General features: G+C 64.5%; 15 protein-coding genes. 10 read left to right on the forward strand and 5 right to left on the reverse strand.

Annotation, left to right across the window (positions count from 1 at the left end; genetic code table 11):
- The first annotated feature begins 812 nt into the window (after nucleotides 1–812).
- Nucleotides 813–1,025 carry a hypothetical protein gene (locus tag RHIZ70P_RS21635; RefSeq protein ID WP_115672640.1) on the forward strand — a complete coding sequence of 71 codons (213 nt, stop codon included), beginning with the start codon at nucleotides 813–815 and terminating at the stop codon, nucleotides 1,023–1,025.
- 119 nt (nucleotides 1,026–1,144) lie between these two features.
- On the opposite strand, the gene RHIZ70P_RS21640 is transcribed toward RHIZ70P_RS21635, so the two are convergent.
- A complete protein-coding gene (locus RHIZ70P_RS21640; protein WP_115672641.1) occupies nucleotides 1,145–2,407 on the reverse strand; it encodes a diguanylate cyclase in 1,263 nt (420 codons plus the stop codon).
- A gap of 160 nt (nucleotides 2,408–2,567) precedes the next feature.
- Nucleotides 2,568–4,733: a transglycosylase domain-containing protein gene (locus RHIZ70P_RS21645; RefSeq protein WP_181904103.1), complete on the reverse strand. Its 2,166-nt coding sequence runs from the start codon at nucleotides 4,731–4,733 to the stop codon at nucleotides 2,568–2,570.
- A gap of 220 nt (nucleotides 4,734–4,953) precedes the next feature.
- Here RHIZ70P_RS21645 and RHIZ70P_RS21650 point away from each other — a divergent pair, with 220 nt between their 5' ends.
- Nucleotides 4,954–5,418, forward strand: a complete 465-nt coding sequence (locus RHIZ70P_RS21650) for a YcgN family cysteine cluster protein (protein ID WP_115672643.1) — start codon at nucleotides 4,954–4,956, stop codon at nucleotides 5,416–5,418.
- Nucleotides 5,419–5,653: 235 nt separating this feature from the next.
- Here the strand turns inward: RHIZ70P_RS21650 and RHIZ70P_RS21655 are convergent, their stop codons facing one another.
- The 3 genes from RHIZ70P_RS21655 to RHIZ70P_RS21665 all read right to left on the reverse strand — a co-directional run bounded on the left by RHIZ70P_RS21655 (nucleotide 5,654) and on the right by RHIZ70P_RS21665 (nucleotide 6,975).
- On the reverse strand, nucleotides 5,654–5,983 hold the full coding sequence (locus tag RHIZ70P_RS21655) for a helix-turn-helix domain-containing protein (protein ID WP_115672644.1): 330 nt from the start codon (nucleotides 5,981–5,983) through the stop codon (nucleotides 5,654–5,656).
- Nucleotides 5,980–6,330, reverse strand: a complete 351-nt coding sequence (locus RHIZ70P_RS21660; protein WP_115672646.1) for a type II toxin-antitoxin system RelE/ParE family toxin — start codon at nucleotides 6,328–6,330, stop codon at nucleotides 5,980–5,982. Before RHIZ70P_RS21660 ends, RHIZ70P_RS21655 begins: the two co-directional genes overlap by 4 nt.
- Before the next feature lie 147 nt (nucleotides 6,331–6,477).
- Nucleotides 6,478–6,975 (reverse strand): chemotaxis protein CheW, encoded by a 498-nt coding sequence (locus RHIZ70P_RS21665; protein ID WP_235842310.1) that lies wholly within the window; start codon nucleotides 6,973–6,975, stop codon nucleotides 6,478–6,480.
- Nucleotides 6,976–7,216: 241 nt separating this feature from the next.
- Between RHIZ70P_RS21665 and RHIZ70P_RS21670 the strand changes: the two genes are divergently transcribed.
- The 8 genes from RHIZ70P_RS21670 to RHIZ70P_RS21705 all read left to right on the forward strand — a co-directional run bounded on the left by RHIZ70P_RS21670 (nucleotide 7,217) and on the right by RHIZ70P_RS21705 (nucleotide 14,667).
- Nucleotides 7,217–9,142: an FAD-binding monooxygenase gene (locus RHIZ70P_RS21670; RefSeq protein WP_115672650.1), complete on the forward strand. Its 1,926-nt coding sequence runs from the start codon at nucleotides 7,217–7,219 to the stop codon at nucleotides 9,140–9,142.
- Nucleotides 9,143–9,283: 141 nt separating this feature from the next.
- Nucleotides 9,284–9,592 (forward strand): type II toxin-antitoxin system RelB/DinJ family antitoxin, encoded by a 309-nt coding sequence (locus RHIZ70P_RS21675; RefSeq protein WP_115672652.1) that lies wholly within the window; start codon nucleotides 9,284–9,286, stop codon nucleotides 9,590–9,592.
- 23 nt (nucleotides 9,593–9,615) lie between these two features.
- On the forward strand, nucleotides 9,616–9,888 hold the full coding sequence (locus tag RHIZ70P_RS21680; RefSeq protein ID WP_235842311.1) for a type II toxin-antitoxin system RelE/ParE family toxin: 273 nt from the start codon (nucleotides 9,616–9,618) through the stop codon (nucleotides 9,886–9,888).
- A 185-nt stretch (nucleotides 9,889–10,073) separates the two neighbouring features.
- Nucleotides 10,074–12,584 carry a heavy metal translocating P-type ATPase gene (locus RHIZ70P_RS21685; RefSeq protein ID WP_115672654.1) on the forward strand — a complete coding sequence of 837 codons (2,511 nt, stop codon included), beginning with the start codon at nucleotides 10,074–10,076 and terminating at the stop codon, nucleotides 12,582–12,584.
- An 11-nt stretch (nucleotides 12,585–12,595) separates the two neighbouring features.
- Complete coding sequence (gene cueR, locus RHIZ70P_RS21690) at nucleotides 12,596–13,048, forward strand: Cu(I)-responsive transcriptional regulator (RefSeq protein WP_115672663.1); 453 nt, start codon at nucleotides 12,596–12,598, stop codon at nucleotides 13,046–13,048.
- Nucleotides 13,049–13,137: 89 nt separating this feature from the next.
- Nucleotides 13,138–13,344 (forward strand): heavy-metal-associated domain-containing protein, encoded by a 207-nt coding sequence (locus tag RHIZ70P_RS21695; protein ID WP_115672655.1) that lies wholly within the window; start codon nucleotides 13,138–13,140, stop codon nucleotides 13,342–13,344.
- 458 nt (nucleotides 13,345–13,802) lie between these two features.
- Nucleotides 13,803–14,156 carry a carboxymuconolactone decarboxylase family protein gene (locus tag RHIZ70P_RS21700; RefSeq protein WP_115672657.1) on the forward strand — a complete coding sequence of 118 codons (354 nt, stop codon included), beginning with the start codon at nucleotides 13,803–13,805 and terminating at the stop codon, nucleotides 14,154–14,156.
- Between the two features lie 163 nt (nucleotides 14,157–14,319).
- Nucleotides 14,320–14,667 (forward strand): hypothetical protein, encoded by a 348-nt coding sequence (locus RHIZ70P_RS21705; protein WP_147294042.1) that lies wholly within the window; start codon nucleotides 14,320–14,322, stop codon nucleotides 14,665–14,667.
- Nucleotides 14,668–14,820 lie beyond the last annotated feature (153 nt).

Raw genomic sequence — 14,820 nt, forward strand, 5'->3', positions numbered from 1 at the left:
GCCGGCGGGGGGGGGGGGGGGGGGAGGGCTGGCCCTATCCTGCCCAGCCGGCGACCCTCTCCCGGTCCCGCCATGCACCCTCGAAATCGTGATTTAGCAGATCCTCAAGATCGTGCTATTTTCGTTCAAGCTAGTCGAACTTCCCTATGAAGTGCTCACGGAAGTGAAACGATGCGACAGGTTCCTGGGGGGGGGGCTATCACCCATCCGATGCCGTCGAATCCGGGTGAGCCTGAACTATTGCGTGGGCGCGGTACGGTCGCTGGCTTTCGTTTGGCCGAAAACAAAGTTTGTTGAAGCTCCCATGTCTCGGCTACAACAAGAAAATTAATATTGGGGTGCAGAATTGGTTATCTTATTTCTATTGGCTCTATTCCTGGCTTGGCCGACTTTTGGGATGTCTTTAGTCGCATACGTGTCTTATGCGATTTTTAGGCTTTACATAAAATCCAAGTCAGATGTGTTTGAGGCCAATCAGCGTCTAGCTTTAAAGGCATTGTCTTCGGGAATGAAGCTAGTTCCGTCTTGGGCTGGGGATAGGAGCGACAATAGGATTTTTGTGGACGGTATCCAACGTAATGCGATGCGAAACGGCGTTCCCCGCATCTTTTTGATGGGGGTGCTTTGCGAACGGGAGACGTTTCAGGACCTGGTCCATTATGCTGGGGCTATGGAGGCCCAAGGTTCTTCGTTCATAGAGCAACAAATGGCTGTCTCGGATAGGCTCGTAGAAATTTGGCGAAAAGCTCCGGAGGCAATCCGGAGGGAGTGTTTAAGTAGCTGACTATTCGATCTAGAAGGAGGAATGAGCCATGAAGACCCTTGCCGCAAGTGCCGCATTTCTGTTGCTGCCGGCCGGTCTCGCCTTTGCCGATTGCAGCGCTTACAAGACCTCGGCCGCCGTGGATGTCGACCGGTCGATGACGACCGCGAGCGTCGTGATCGACGAGGAGGCGGCTGAAAAGGATGTCGTGCTGCTCAAGCAGTCGCGCTTGCCGGCGGATGCGCCGGTCGCCACGCAATAGCAGCGAAAACCGCCACACGACTTTGGGTTCACGGGCTTTCCGCTCGTCGATCAATCACGCTCAACGCCTAAGGGCCGTGACGGCGACCGAGCAGCGTGTGCCTTGACGCGTGTCCGCCCTCAGGCCGCGGCGTTGGTCGCCGGCCGGTCGAGGTCCCGCTCGCCTGCCGCCGTGCCGGCCAGGGGATCGGCCAGGTGATCGGCGACCCGCCAGGCGTTGCGACCCTCGGCCTTGGCGGCATAGAGCGCCGCGTCGGCCGCCTCGAACAGGCGTGCCAGGCTTGGATCGGTGGCGATCGAGCCGCAGGCGGCGCCGATGCTGACGGTGACATGGCGGTTGTCGTCGCCGGTATGGTCGTGGGCAATGGCCAGCGCCGAGACCGCGCCGCGCAGCAGTTCGGCCAGCAGGACGGCGTGGGCCGTTTCGGCGACCGGCATGACCGCGAGGAATTCCTCGCCGCCCAGGCGTGCCAGATGGACGTCGCCGGGCAGCTCCCGACGCATGGCCTCTGCCACCTGTTTCAGGCATTCGTCGCCCGCGCCGTGGCCATAGGCGTCGTTGAAGGCCTTGAAGTGGTCGATGTCGATGACGAGGAGGGCGGTGGTCTCCAGATCGTGCGGCTGCATCACCCGCCGCAGCCTTGCGATCTCGGCCTCGGTGCCGCGCCGGTTGGGCAATTGGGTCAGCGGATCGGTCGACGACAGGCGCAGCAGCGCGTCGTTCTGCTTCGACAGCTCCCGCTTCAGCGTCTCGTTTTCATGCAATTGCAGGAAGGCGCGCTGTCGCTCGCTTTCCAGCTGGTGCGCGCCGATCAGCGTCAGCACGAAACAGGGCACGTAGATCGCCAGGTGATAGGCGACATAGCCCGGCGTCACGCCTTCGATGAAACCGATGAATCCGTAGTTGATCGCCGCCACGACAAGGCTTGCCTGAAAGGCCAGGTCGAAGCCCGGCCGAAGGGCGATCGTCACCACCATCTGGAAAACCACGGCCGCGTAGTAATAGTTGAGCACCGCCACATTTTCGCTGGCGGCAAGAATGATGCACCAGGCCAGGTTGCCGGCAATCACGACCGCCAGCGTGGCGATCTCCTTGGCCCGGATCGGCCGGGCCGGCGCCGCCTGGTACCAGAACAGCACAAGCGCCAGCGGCAGGATAAGGCCGAAGCGCAGGCCAAGCGACAGCAGCACCACATCCCCGAGGATCAGCACGTCGACCGCCGCATAGAGCAGGTAGAGGAAGGCCAGCGTCACGGTCAGGCCCGACAGCGTGCGCCGCCGCTCCGCCGTGCGCGAGCGCTGATAGGCGTCGGCCTGCGAGGCGCTCAGGCGCGGCAGCGCGGCGAGGCCGAGCCAGGGATGGATGCGTCGTGCTGTGGTCATTGAGCGGGGCAATGGGAACAGGGGTTGGCGCGGCGGTATGGATCATGCCGTCAGTTGATTCCCCGCTAAAATAGGCGGGTTCCCGGCCCTTGCCCACGACGACCGGCCGGCGCGGTTAACCGCGGGTAAGCAAACGGGTGCGAAATCTGGCCGCCGGCCGTCAGTCTATGCTCGCCACCGTGTCCGGGTCGAGCGCCAGCGGCTTGGCCTCCTTCAGCCGCCGCGCGATGTCGCGGATCATCCGGGTCGTCTCGGACGACAGCGAACGGGCCCTGACCATCGGCGCGACAGCGTCGGCGCCGGCGGCAGGCTTGGCCGTCTTGGCCGCGGCGATCGCCTTTTCGGCTTCCGGCGCCGGGGTTTCCACGCCCGGAATGGGGCGCAGGTCGATTCCCTGGTGGGCATAGTCCATCAGCGTCTTGAAGGTCATCGCCGGCAGCGAGCCGCCGGTCATGTTGTTGGTCGAGGTATAGTCGTCATTGCCGAACCACACGGCGGCCGTGTAATTGCCGGTATAGCCGCAGAACCAGGCGTCGCGATAGGCCTGGGTCGTGCCGGTCTTGCCGGCGGTCAGGACCCCGTCGACCGAGGCGCGCCGCGCCGTGCCGACGTAAGGCACGCGGGTCAGCATCTGGTTCATGTAGGCGGCGGCCGTTTCCGACAGCACGCGCTCCGCCGGCGGGGCGTCACGCTCGAAGTCGTAGAGCACGTCGCCGGCATAGTTCATGATCTGCGCAATCCCGTGGCGACGCGACTGGTAGCCGCCGGCCGGAAACACCGCGTAGGCCGTCGCCTGGTCGAGTACGGTCACCTCCGACGTGCCGATCGGGATGGTCACGTCCTTGCGGATCGGCGTCTCGACGCCGAATTTCTTCGCCTCCGCCATGATCTGCTCGATGGCGTTGGGCCCGAGCTTTTCCTTGGCGAGGCGGACCGGAATGGTGTTGATCGATTTTGCCAGCGCCGTCTTGATGTCGACCCGGCCGGCATAGGAATTGCCGTAATTGCCCGGGCTCCAATTGCCCCAGGAGATCGGCGCGTCGACGATCGGCGTATCCGGCGTCATGCCCTTCTCCATCGCCAGCGCATAGGTATAGACCTTGAACGACGAGCCCGGCTGTCGCAGCGCCCGCGAGGCGCGGTTGAACTGGCTTTCGCCATAGTCGCGCCCGCCGACCATGGCGCGCACCGCCCCGCCGTTCTCGATCAGAACCAGCGCGGCCTGCTTGACGTGGTAGCTCTCGCCATATTCGCGCAGGTTGGCCGCCACCGCCTCTTCCGCCGCCTTCTGCAGGCCGATGTCGATCGTCGTGCGCACCACCAGCGTATGGTCGCGGTATTTCGCGGCGATCTTCTGCACCTCCTCGAAGGCCCAGTCGAGGAAGTGATCGGGCGCCTCCACCTCGTCGCGGTCGATGACGGAGGCCGGATTGCGCCTTGCGGCGATCACCTGGCCCTCGGTCATCAGCCCGCCCTGCACCAGGTTGGTCAGCACCACATTGGCGCGCGCGCGTGCCGCCGGCAGGTTGACATGCGGCGCATATTTCGCCGGCGCCTTGAACAGGCCGGCCAGCATGGCGGATTCCGCGAGATTGACCTCGGTCAGCGGCTTGCCGAAATAGAATTGCGAGGCGGCCGCCGCCCCGAACGTGCCACCGCCCATATAGGCGCGGTCGAGATAGAGCGACAGGATCTCCTTCTTCGTCAGATTGGCTTCCAGCCACAGCGCCAGATAGGCTTCCTTGATCTTGCGCTCGATCGACCGCTCATTGGTGAGGAACAGGTTCTTGGCCAGCTGCTGGGTCAGCGTCGAGCCGCCCTGGACCACCGATCCGGCCTTGGCATTTTCGCTCATGGCGCGCGCCAGGCCGAGGAAGTCGATGCCGAAATGCTCGAAGAAGCGCCGGTCCTCGGTCGCCAGCACCGCCTTGATCAGGTGGTCGGGCAGTTCGTCGATCGGCACGGAATTCTCGTGGATGATGCCGCGATGGCCGATCAGGTTGCCGTAGCGGTCGAGAAAGGTGACGGCGAAGTCGCCTTGATTGCGCCAGTCCTTCTTGGTCTCCTCGAAGGCCGGCTGGGCGAGCGCCAGCATCAGAACCGCGCCGGCGGTGCCGAGCGTCATGGTTTCGCCGAGCACTTCGAAGAACAGCTTCTTCCAGCCGCGCGCGCGAAAGCGGCGGAAGAAGATGGTGATCTCCTCCCAGATCTCCGAGAGCGTAAAGCCGGCATTCCACAGCGTCGAATCGATCCAGCTGTCGATCCGAAGCAGGATGTGGCGCTTGAGCTTCGGCTTTTTCTCTTCCGGCGTGCGATCCTCGGTCACTTGCAAACAATCCCTGGGCAATCCCTTGGCGAGGCGGGTTGCCACCCTTGACGCGGCCGCCGGCAAGGCTCAAGAGCAAGCCTTGCGCCGGCAATGCGGCATTTCTTTCGATATGCTGATAGATTGTCGATTTGCCGGCAAAGGACAAGCGAAAAGCGAGCCGCCGGACGTGAACGGCAGGCCGAAGCGGATGGCCCGGCGGACAAGCCGGTGACGACGGATGACCGATCTGCCCTATTGGAAGACCAAGACGCTCGCCGAGATGAGCCCGACCGAATGGGAGGCTCTGTGCGACGGCTGCGGCCTGTGCTGTCTCAACAAGCTCGAGGACTGGGACACCGGCGAGGTGGTGTTCACCTCGGTCGCCTGTCGCCTGCTCGACGGGGAAAGCTGTCGCTGCAAGGACTACGAGAACCGCCAGGCGACGGTGCCGGACTGCATCCAGCTCACCGTCGAGGGCGTCGACGAGATCGGCTGGCTGCCCCCCACCTGCGCCTATCGCCTCGTCGACGAGGGCCGCGACCTCTACTGGTGGCACTACCTCGTCTCCGGCGACCCCGAGACGGTGCATCAGGCCGGCATCTCGGCGCGGGGCCGCACGGTCAGCGAGGACGACGTGCCGGTCGACGACTTCGAGGATTATGTGGTGGACTGGCCGCTGACGGTGGGGGGAAAGGCGGAGTAGGGGGCTAGCTCCCGATTCTGACCTGGCTTGCAGGAAGCGAGGGCGAGGGCGATCTCCGTTTGCCGTCGGCGCTTTTTGGGCCCTCTCTGTCCTGCCGCACATCTTCCCCACAAGGGGGGAGACTAGAGCGGGGCCAGCCTTGTTGAGGAGATGCCCGCCCTCCGACGGGCTCAGGGGGCAGAGTGGGCAGGCTTGCACTGGGCCGGGCGGGAGAGGGCAGAGGCTTCGCCACCCGTTAGCCGCTCTGTTTCACATAGATTTCCGGATCAAAATCGACACGCGTGGCCTTTCCGTCGGGCGTTTTCAGAACCAGTTCGACGCCGCCGCCGATGGAGTGCATGTAGCGCACGACCGAAGACAGCAGCACGTCATCGGCATTCTCGATCTTCGATACGGTGTTCTGCGTCATCCCGGCGCGCGTGGCGACGTCCTGCTGGGTGGCCTGCATCGTCTTGCGCACCTCGGCGAGAGCCTTGCCGAGCCGACGTTCACGCCGTTTTGCGTCGAGTCGGTCACGCACCTCTTCCGGAAGTTCGGCGCGAAGGGTTTTCCACTCGGTACTCATTTCGTCTCCTCCAGCCAGGCAGAAAACCTGGCATCGGCCCTGGCGACCAGGTGCTTGTAGAAGAGGGCCTGGCTCTTTCCCTGCTTTTCCCCGCCGCACAGGATGATAGCGCTTTGAGTCGGGTCGAAGGCAAAGGCAAAGCGCCAGACCTGTTTTGCGAACCTGACCCGGATCTCCTTCATGTTCGCGTGAATAGAGCCGGAAAGCGTATCTACCTCGGGACGGCCCAGAAAGGGGCCGTCATCTTCGAGATGGTCAAGCACTTCGCCGACAAGCTCTTTGAGGCCAATATGCAGGGCTTTCCATTCCGGAACGAATTCGGGATGAAATCGCACCCTGTATTTCATTTGAGCCTCAAAATATATATTCAGAGATATAAATGCAAGTCCAGACCCATCATGTCATTCCGGGGTTCCGGATGCCTGCCCTTCGACAGACTCAGGGGGGCAGAGGGGCGGGCTTGCACCAGGGCCACGCGGAACGCCTTCACCCCGTCAGAACTCCTCCCAGCCCGGACCGGCGCCACCACCACCGCCGCCGACACTCAGGCCGCCGGCGGAAAACAGTTCCTCCAGGTTGAGGAAGCAGATCATCTGGTCCTGGTGGGTAAGGATGCCCTCGACGAATTGCGTCGCCTGTCCGGCATTGGACGGCACCGGCTGCAGGCTGGTCGCGGGCACGGTGAGGATGTCGGAGACACCCTCGACCAGCAGGCCCATGGTCATGCCGTTGACGTCGGTGACGATGATGGCGCTGCGCTCGGAGGCTTCCGTGCCGGCCATGCCGAGCTTGGCGGCGAGATCGATGACCGGGATGACCATGCCGCGCAGGTTGATGACGCCGAGCACCTCATAGGGCGCATGCGGCATCGGCGTGACCGGCACCCAGCCGCGGATCTCGCGGATCGAGCGTGTCTTGACGCAGAAGGACTGGTCGTTCAGCCTAAAAGCGATGATTTCGAGCGAACCGTCGATGTGGGCATTGATGTTCACGCAGGCGTCCTCGCGACCGGGATGAATCAGGCTCTCCTTGTTTAGCGGGCAAAGCTTTCGCAAGGCTGGCGGGGGCGCGCTGGCAATGGCGGCGGAGCGATCCCGCCGATTGACAAGCCACAATAAGAAGTATACTACGTAATTATTCGATCCGCCGGGAGGGTGGATCAAGCGCATTCGGGCGCGACGGCCGGAGGGCCGCATATGTCGGCCTGTCGGGGATCAAGGGAGGAGAGACACCATGCAGTTTCATCAAGACGGTTTCCGCACCGGCGATCCGGCGATTGCCGAGCCGCTCGAAAGCGCGCCAAGCGCCACCCCCGCCGGCGCGGTCGACGTGCTGATCGTCGGCACGGGGCCGGCCGGGCTGACGCTCGCCGCCCAGCTCTGTGCCTTCCCCGACATTTCGGTGCGTATCGTCGAGCAGCGCGCCGGTCCGATCACGCTTGGCCAGGCCGACGGCATCGCCTGCCGGACGATGGAAATGTTCAACGCCTTCGGTTTTGCCGACCGGGTGTTGAGGGAAGCCTATTTCGTCAACGAGACGACCTTCTGGAAGCCGGACGATGAGGGCCGGAAGACCATCGTCCGCCACGGCCGGATCCAGGACACCGAGGACAGTCTGTCGGAATTTCCCCATGTGATCCTCAACCAGGCCCGCGTCCACGACTTCTATCTCGACGTCATGCGCCACGCGCCGCACCGGCTGGAGCCGGATTATGCCCGCCGTCTTGTTGATCTGACCATCGATCAATCGGACGGCTCGGGCCATTCGGTGACCGTCCGGCTCGAACGGCTCGATGCCGGCCATGAGGGCGAGGCGGAGACGGTGAAGGCGCGTTACGTGGTCGGCTGCGACGGCGCCCGCAGCGCCGTGCGCAAGGCGATCGGCCGCGAATTGAAGGGCGATTCCGCCAACCAGGCCTGGGGCGTCATGGACGTTCTCGCCGTCACCGACTTTCCCGACATCAGGCTGAAGGCCGCGATCCATTCGGCCAATGAAGGCAATATCCTCATCATCCCGCGCGAGGGCGGCTATCTCGTGCGGCTCTATATCGAGCTCGACAAGCTGAAGGCCGACGAACGCGTCTCCAATCGCGCCATCACCGCGGACCAGCTGGTGGCGGCGGCCAAGCGCATCCTCCATCCCTATACGCTCGACGTGAAGGAGATCGCCTGGTGGTCGGTCTACGAAATCGGCCAGCGGCTGACCGACCGCTTCGACGACGTGGCCGAGGCGGAGGTGGGCCGCCGCCTGCCGCGCGTCTTCATCGCCGGCGATGCCTGCCATACCCACAGCCCCAAGGCCGGGCAGGGGATGAACGTGTCGATGCAGGACACCTTCAATCTCGGCTGGAAGCTGGCGGCGGTGCTGGCGGGGCGAAGCGACCCGGCGTTGCTCGACACCTATTCGGCCGAGCGCCAGGCGATCGCCAAGGAACTGATCGACTTCGACCGCGAATTCGCCAAGATGTTCTCCGCCCCGCCGAAGGGCACGGAAGGCGCCGGCGCCGATGCGGTCGACCCGGCCGAATTCCAGCGCTATTTCGTCAAGCAGGGCCGGTTCACCGCCGGCACCGCGACGCGCTACCGGTCCTCGATGATCCAGGGCGAAGCGACCCACCAATCCCTTGCGCCAGGCTTTGAGATCGGCATGCGCTTCCATTCCGCCCCGGTCATTCGCCTTGCCGATGCCAGGCCGGTTCACCTCGGCCATATCGGCCTCGCCGACGGCCGGTTCCGGCTCTATGCCTTTGCCGACCGACAGGACCCGGCAGCATCTGGCTCAGCGATCCGCGCGCTCTGCGATTTCCTCGGGACCTCCGACCGCTCGCCGATCCGCCGTTACACCCCGGCCGGCGCCGACATCGATTCCGTCATCGACCTGCGCGCCATCTTCCAACAGGGCCACCGCGACCTTGACCTCGCCGCCATGCCGGCGCTGCTGAAGCCCGCCAGGGGCCGCTACGGCCTCACCGACTACGAGAAGATGTTCTGCCCCGACCTCAAGGCCGGCCCCGACATCTTCGACCTGCGCGGCATCGACCGCGACAGGGGCTGCGTGGTCGTGGTCCGGCCGGACCAGTATGTGGCGCATGTGCTGCCGCTCGACGCGTATGACGCGCTTGGCGGCTACTTCGATGGGTTCATGGTGGCGCGGGGGTGAGGCAGCGGGTCAGGCAATCCCGAGAAAGACGGCGAGCGCCCGCGTGACGGTCATCATGGTCTCGGGGCTTGCCTTGCGAGCGAAACTTGTCTCTGTCATTCACCTGAATTACATTGGTGGCTCGCTAACGAGGATGACACCATGCCTTCCAACGCCGTTGTACAGGCCCGAATCGATGCCGAAGTCCGAGATCGGGCGGCGGCCGTCCTGGAGCGCATGGGGCTTACCGTTTCCGATGCCGTACGCATCCTGTTGACGCGGACCGCCAACGAAGGGGTTTTGCCGATCGAACTCATTGCCGACGATGCGGAGCATGATGCCTGGTTCCGCGAGAAGGTTCTGCGAGCCATCCGGGACGAACGGCCGGACGTCGCGGATGACGAGGTCGCCGCACGTTTTGCCCAGCGCCGCGCGTCGGCCCGGGACAAACTTGGCGGCGGTGCATCGTGAAACTCGTCTGGTCGGCTTAGGCCTTGGCTGACCGGACCTTGATCTTCGATCATATCGAGGCGGACAATCCGCGTGCCGCCATCGCTGTCGACGAGAAGAACGCTTCCGCTCTTCACCAATTGAAGGATTTTCCCGAAAGCGGCCGACCAGGACGGGTCGAGGGAACGCGGGAACTCGTCATTGCGGGTATGCCATACATCGCAATCTATGCCGTGTTGCCGGATCGAATTCGTATCCTTCGCGTCCTTCACGGGGCCCAACGCTGGCCGCCTGGCTCGGCCGATGATCGAGCCTAGGGACAAGTATCTCGACAAAACCCCACCCAGCCCCTTGACCCTCCCATGATGGGAAGGTGCATCTAGGGAGCAGTGGCCCGCCGCGGAAGGATTTCGGGGTATGGGCTGATGGGATATTTCCGTGTCTTGGCGGTTCTTGCGACCTATATTCGGGGCAAGGCCCGGCACGGGCGAGAGGTGATGAGATGAACGAACAGGTAAAGATCAATCCGCCGCAAACCCCGGCGCTCCAGCCGATCATCCTGCCGGTCGAGGGCATGACCTGCGCCTCCTGCGTCAAGCGGGTGGAAAAGGCCGCGGCCAAGGTGGCGGGCGTCGAGGCGAGTGCGGTGAACTTCGCCACCGAAACGCTGACGGTGACGCCGGGGGCGGGTTTCTCGGCGCAAGCGCTGGTCAAGGCCGTGAAGGATGCCGGCTATGAGGCGAAGGCCGAAACCGTGATCCTCGACATCGAGGACATGACCTGCGCCTCCTGCGTGGCGCGGGTGGAAAAGGCGCTGAAGTCGGTGCCCGCGGTCGAGACCGCCTCGGTCAATCTCGCCACCGCCAAGGCGGTGGTGACGGCACTCGGCGGCAAGGCGGCCGTGCCGGCCATGGTCAAGGCGGTCGAGAAGGCCGGCTACAAGGCGAAGCTGGAGGCTGAGGCCGGCGAGACGGACGCGCACGAGGAGGCCAAGGAACGCGAGATCGGACGGCTGGCGCGCGATTTCTGGATCGCGCTGGTTCTGACGCTGCCGCTCTTCGTCATGGAGATGGGAAGCCATCTCTATCCGCCGCTGCATCACACGCTGATGGGTCTCTTCCCCGGCAACCTGTTGAATTATATCCAGTTCGCGCTGGCGACCGCGGTGCTCGCCGGTCCCGGCCGACGCTTCTTCATCAAGGGTGTGCCGGCGCTCCTGCGCGGCGGGCCGGACATGAACTCGCTGGTGGCGATCGGCACCGGCGCCGCCTATCTCTATTCGCTGGCGACGACCTTTGCGCCGGCCGTGCTGCCGGCCGAGGCGCGCTATGTCTATTACGAAGCCGCGACCGTCATCGTCACGCTGATCCTGCTTGGCCGGCTCCTGGAGGCCCGCGCCAAGGGGCGCACCGGGGCGGCGATCAAGAAGCTCGCCGGGCTGCAGGCAAAGACCGCCCGCGTCGAACGCGACGGGCAGACGCTGGACATTGCCGCCGCCGACGTGGTCGTCGGCGATGTCGTGGTGATCCGTCCGGGCGAGCGCATTCCGGTCGATGGAACCGTGATCGACGGCGCCTCGCATGTCGACGAGGCGATGATTTCCGGCGAGCCGCTGCCGGTAGAGAAGGGCGAAGGCGGGATCGTCATCGGCGGCACGATCAACGGCAAGGGTTCGTTCCGCTTCCGGGCCGACAAGGTCGGCGCCGACATGATGCTCTCGCAGATCATCCGCATGGTCGGCGAGGCGCAAGGGGCCAAGCTGCCGATCCAGATGATGGTCGACAGGGTGACGGCCTGGTTCGTGCCGGCGGTCATGGCGGTGGCCGCGGTCACCTTCCTGATCTGGCTCTTCCTTGGGCCGGACCCGGCCTATACCTATGGTCTCGTCAACGCGGTGGCCGTGCTGATCATCGCCTGCCCCTGCGCCATGGGGCTTGCCACTCCGACATCGATCATGGTCGGAACGGGCAGGGCCGCCGAACTCGGCGTGCTGTTTCGCAAGGGCGAGGCTCTGCAGACGCTGCGCGACGTCGATACCGTGGTGATGGACAAGACCGGCACGATCACCAAGGGCCGGCCGGAACTGACCGACGTCGCGGTGACCGACGGTTTTGCCGAGGCCGAGGTGCTGGCGCTGGCGGCGAGCCTGGAGGCGCGCTCCGAGCACCCGGTCGGCGAGGCGATCGTCAAGGGTGCCGAAGCCCGCGGGCTGGCCATAGCCACGGCCGAGGGTGTCGAGGCAGTGGCAGGCTATGGCATCACCGGCATGGTCTCGGGCCGCACGGTTGCGGCTGGCGCCGACCGCTACATGGCCCGGCTCGGGCTCGACGTTTCGCCCTTTGCCACGGTGGCGAGGCGGCTGGCGGGCGAGGGCAAGACGCCGCTCTACGTGGCGATCGACGGCAAGCTCGCAGCCGCTCTCGCCGTCTCCGATCCGCTGAAGGAGACCAGTATCGCGGCGATCAAGGCCTTGAAGGATCTGGGTCTTTCCGTGGTCATGGTGACCGGCGACAACCGCGCGACGGCGCAAGCTATCGGCCGGGCGACCGGCATTGACGAAGTCGTGGCCGAGGTGCTTCCGGACGGCAAGGTGGCAGTGATCAACGCGCTGAAGGAAAAGGGCCGCAAGGTCGCCTTTATCGGCGACGGCATCAACGACGCGCCCGCACTCGCCACCGCCGATACCGGCATTGCCATCGGCACCGGTACCGACGTGGCGATCGAAAGCGCCGACGTGGTGCTGGTCGGCGGCGATCTCGGCTCGGCGCTGCACGCGATCGAGCTCAGCCGCGCAGTGATCCGCAATATCGGCCAGAACCTTTTTTGGGCATTCGGCTACAACGTCTTGCTGATCCCGGTTGCCGCGGGCATCCTTTACCCGAATTTCGGCGTGTTGCTGTCGCCCATGGTCGGGGCGGGCGCCATGGGTCTTTCGAGCGTCTTCGTGCTGACCAATGCACTGAGGCTCAAGGCGGCACGGGTCACCGATCTTGCAGGCGGCCAGGGGCAATGAGGATCGACGGCATGAACATCGGTGAGGCAGCGGAGGCCTCGGGCGTTTCGGCGAAGATGATCCGCTATTACGAGGAGATCGGCCTGGTGCGCCCGGCGCATCGGACGCCGAGCAATTACCGCGTCTATGGCGAAGACGAGGTGCACCGCCTGCGCTTCGTGCGGCGCGCCCGATCGCTCGGCTTTTCGCTGGAGGAGACCGAGCAGCTCTTGAAGCTCTGGGCCGACAAGGACCGCACCAGCGCCGAGGTGAAGCGGCTGGCGCTCGACCATGTCGGCGAACTGGAGGAGAAGATCGCCGGCATGCAGGCCATGGTGGCGACGCTGAAGCAATTGGCCGACTGTTGCCATGGCGACGATCGCCCGAATTGCCCGATTCTCGCCGATCTGTCCGGTGGCAAGACGGCGCGGGAGCCGCAGCCTTCGCCGCGCCGGTCCGTGGCGCGGCTGGCGGGCCGGGCTTGAGCGGGCCGTGCGTTTTACCCCTTGACCTTCCCTTGGTGGGAAGGTGCATGAAGGGGGTGACGCGAACGTCTGCCAGGAAAGGACAAGGAATGAGCGTGACCCAATTGTTTCAGGTCGAGGACATGACCTGCGGCCACTGCGAGAAGGCGATCACCAAGGCGCTCAATGAGGCGCTGCCGGGTGCACCGGTGAGGATCGACCTCAAGGCGCACGAAGTGGCGGTCGAGGGCGATGCGGCGAAGGCCGAGGAAGCGATACGCGAGGCCGGCTATACGCCGGTCCGGAAAAGCGCCTGACGGCGTGGGGCCCTGGGGGGTAAGGGGCCGGCGGCCGGGGAGCGATCCGCGGCCGCCGTTTTTTATTGGGAAAGAACAGGGCCGGGGAGCGATCTCCAGCCGTCGTTCTTATTGGGAAAGAACAGGGCCGGGGAGCGATTTCCGGCCGCCGTTTTTTGTTGGGAAAGCGTGGGGCCGGGCGGCGATCTCCGGCGACCGTTCTCGACGGAGCGTTAATCGGGGTGGCAACGTGGTGCTGAGGTCGCGGGGCGTGCCGTCCGCCTCCGCAGGCCCGGTCCTGCAGAGGATGCAGGTTGCCCGGCCCCGTCGATCTGGCCGTTTCATCGAGGCTTCATGAAGCGGCGGATAGCCTTGCGGAGTTTCGCCGGAACCGCGCCAGACTTGATTTAACGCAAGGCCGCGTGGAGATCAGCGCGATAGATAGCAATCATCCTATTTTTTCAAGCAAGAGGCCAACCATGACCGCAAAATTCTACCCCGACATCACAAAGGACATTTCCGCGCATTCCAAGACGTTGCGCCGGGATATTCCCGAGGTGATGGCCGGATTTTCCGCCATGGCGCAGGCGGCCACCAAGGATGGTGCGCTCGACAAGAAGACCAAGGAACTGGTGGCGCTCGGCATCGCCATTGCCACCCGTTGCGACGGCTGCATCGGCTTCCACACCGAAGCCCTGGTCAAGCTCGGCTGCAGCCGCGCCGAATTCCAGGAAACGCTGGGCATGGCGATCTACATGGGCGGCGGCCCGTCGCTGATGTATGCGGCGCATGCCATGGCCGCCTGGGAACAGTATGGCGGCGGCGCCGAATAACGGGACGCCTTTTTCCCTTGGGCGCTCGCCAGAATGTCTCCCCCGTTTGCGGGGGGGATCGGGCGGCGCCGCGCGGGCCGTCGATCGGTCCGGATTTGGCGGTTTCGCGCCGAGGCCCCGGGCGCTAGACTGGGGTTCGACGAATCCCCCCGGAGGTCTTTCGATGCGTAAACTGATGTTGATTTCGCTTGGGCTTCTTGGCCTGCCGGCGCTGGCTTTGGCCGGTGAACCGACCTTTTACGAGAAGGCGGCGACCTCGCTCAGCGAATGCGAAAGAGCCTTTTCCGACACCACGCCGGACTTCAAGCGCCGCCGCGATTTCATCGTTCGCCGCACCATGGACGGCCGTGAGCGGGTGATCCGCTGCCTGCCGGACGGCGTGGTCGAACTATTCTGCGATCCAAAGGCCGGCCGCTCCGTCGTGGCTGTGCTGGAGGGGGAGACCCTGCCGGCCTGCGCCCGGCTCTCCATGGGCTTGAAGGTGCGCAAGGAGAAGACGCTGATCCCGTGAGGAGGGGGCGAGGCCGATCGGGGATGGGCGTCGTCGGCTGCGTCGCGTCCAGTCCTCCACAAGGAAAATAATCCTGTCTCTTATACACATCTCCGAGCCCACGAGACTCGACGTCATCTCGTATGCCGTCTTCTGCTTGAAAAAAAAAACATT

The sequence above is a fragment of the Paenirhizobium selenitireducens ATCC BAA-1503 genome (assembly GCF_900492185.1).
Classification (GTDB): domain Bacteria; phylum Pseudomonadota; class Alphaproteobacteria; order Rhizobiales; family Rhizobiaceae; genus Allorhizobium; species Allorhizobium selenitireducens_A.

Excerpts from the sequence above, each read along its gene's own strand:
- RHIZ70P_RS21635 (WP_115672640.1), top strand. The coding sequence starts at position 813 with ATGAAGACCCTTGCCGCAAGTGCCGCATTTCTGTTGCTGCCGGCCGGT.
- RHIZ70P_RS21640 (WP_115672641.1), bottom strand. The coding sequence starts at position 2,407 with ATGACCACAGCACGACGCATCCATCCCTGGCTCGGCCTCGCCGCGCTG.
- RHIZ70P_RS21650 (WP_115672643.1), top strand. The coding sequence starts at position 4,954 with ATGACCGATCTGCCCTATTGGAAGACCAAGACGCTCGCCGAGATGAGC.
- RHIZ70P_RS21655 (WP_115672644.1), bottom strand. The coding sequence starts at position 5,983 with ATGAGTACCGAGTGGAAAACCCTTCGCGCCGAACTTCCGGAAGAGGTG.
- RHIZ70P_RS21660 (WP_115672646.1), bottom strand. The coding sequence starts at position 6,330 with ATGAAATACAGGGTGCGATTTCATCCCGAATTCGTTCCGGAATGGAAA.
- RHIZ70P_RS21670 (WP_115672650.1), top strand. The coding sequence starts at position 7,217 with ATGCAGTTTCATCAAGACGGTTTCCGCACCGGCGATCCGGCGATTGCC.
- RHIZ70P_RS21675 (WP_115672652.1), top strand. The coding sequence starts at position 9,284 with ATGCCTTCCAACGCCGTTGTACAGGCCCGAATCGATGCCGAAGTCCGA.
- RHIZ70P_RS21685 (WP_115672654.1), top strand. The coding sequence starts at position 10,074 with ATGAACGAACAGGTAAAGATCAATCCGCCGCAAACCCCGGCGCTCCAG.
- cueR (WP_115672663.1), top strand. The coding sequence starts at position 12,596 with ATGAACATCGGTGAGGCAGCGGAGGCCTCGGGCGTTTCGGCGAAGATG.
- RHIZ70P_RS21695 (WP_115672655.1), top strand. The coding sequence starts at position 13,138 with ATGAGCGTGACCCAATTGTTTCAGGTCGAGGACATGACCTGCGGCCAC.
- RHIZ70P_RS21700 (WP_115672657.1), top strand. The coding sequence starts at position 13,803 with ATGACCGCAAAATTCTACCCCGACATCACAAAGGACATTTCCGCGCAT.
- RHIZ70P_RS21705 (WP_147294042.1), top strand. The coding sequence starts at position 14,320 with ATGCGTAAACTGATGTTGATTTCGCTTGGGCTTCTTGGCCTGCCGGCG.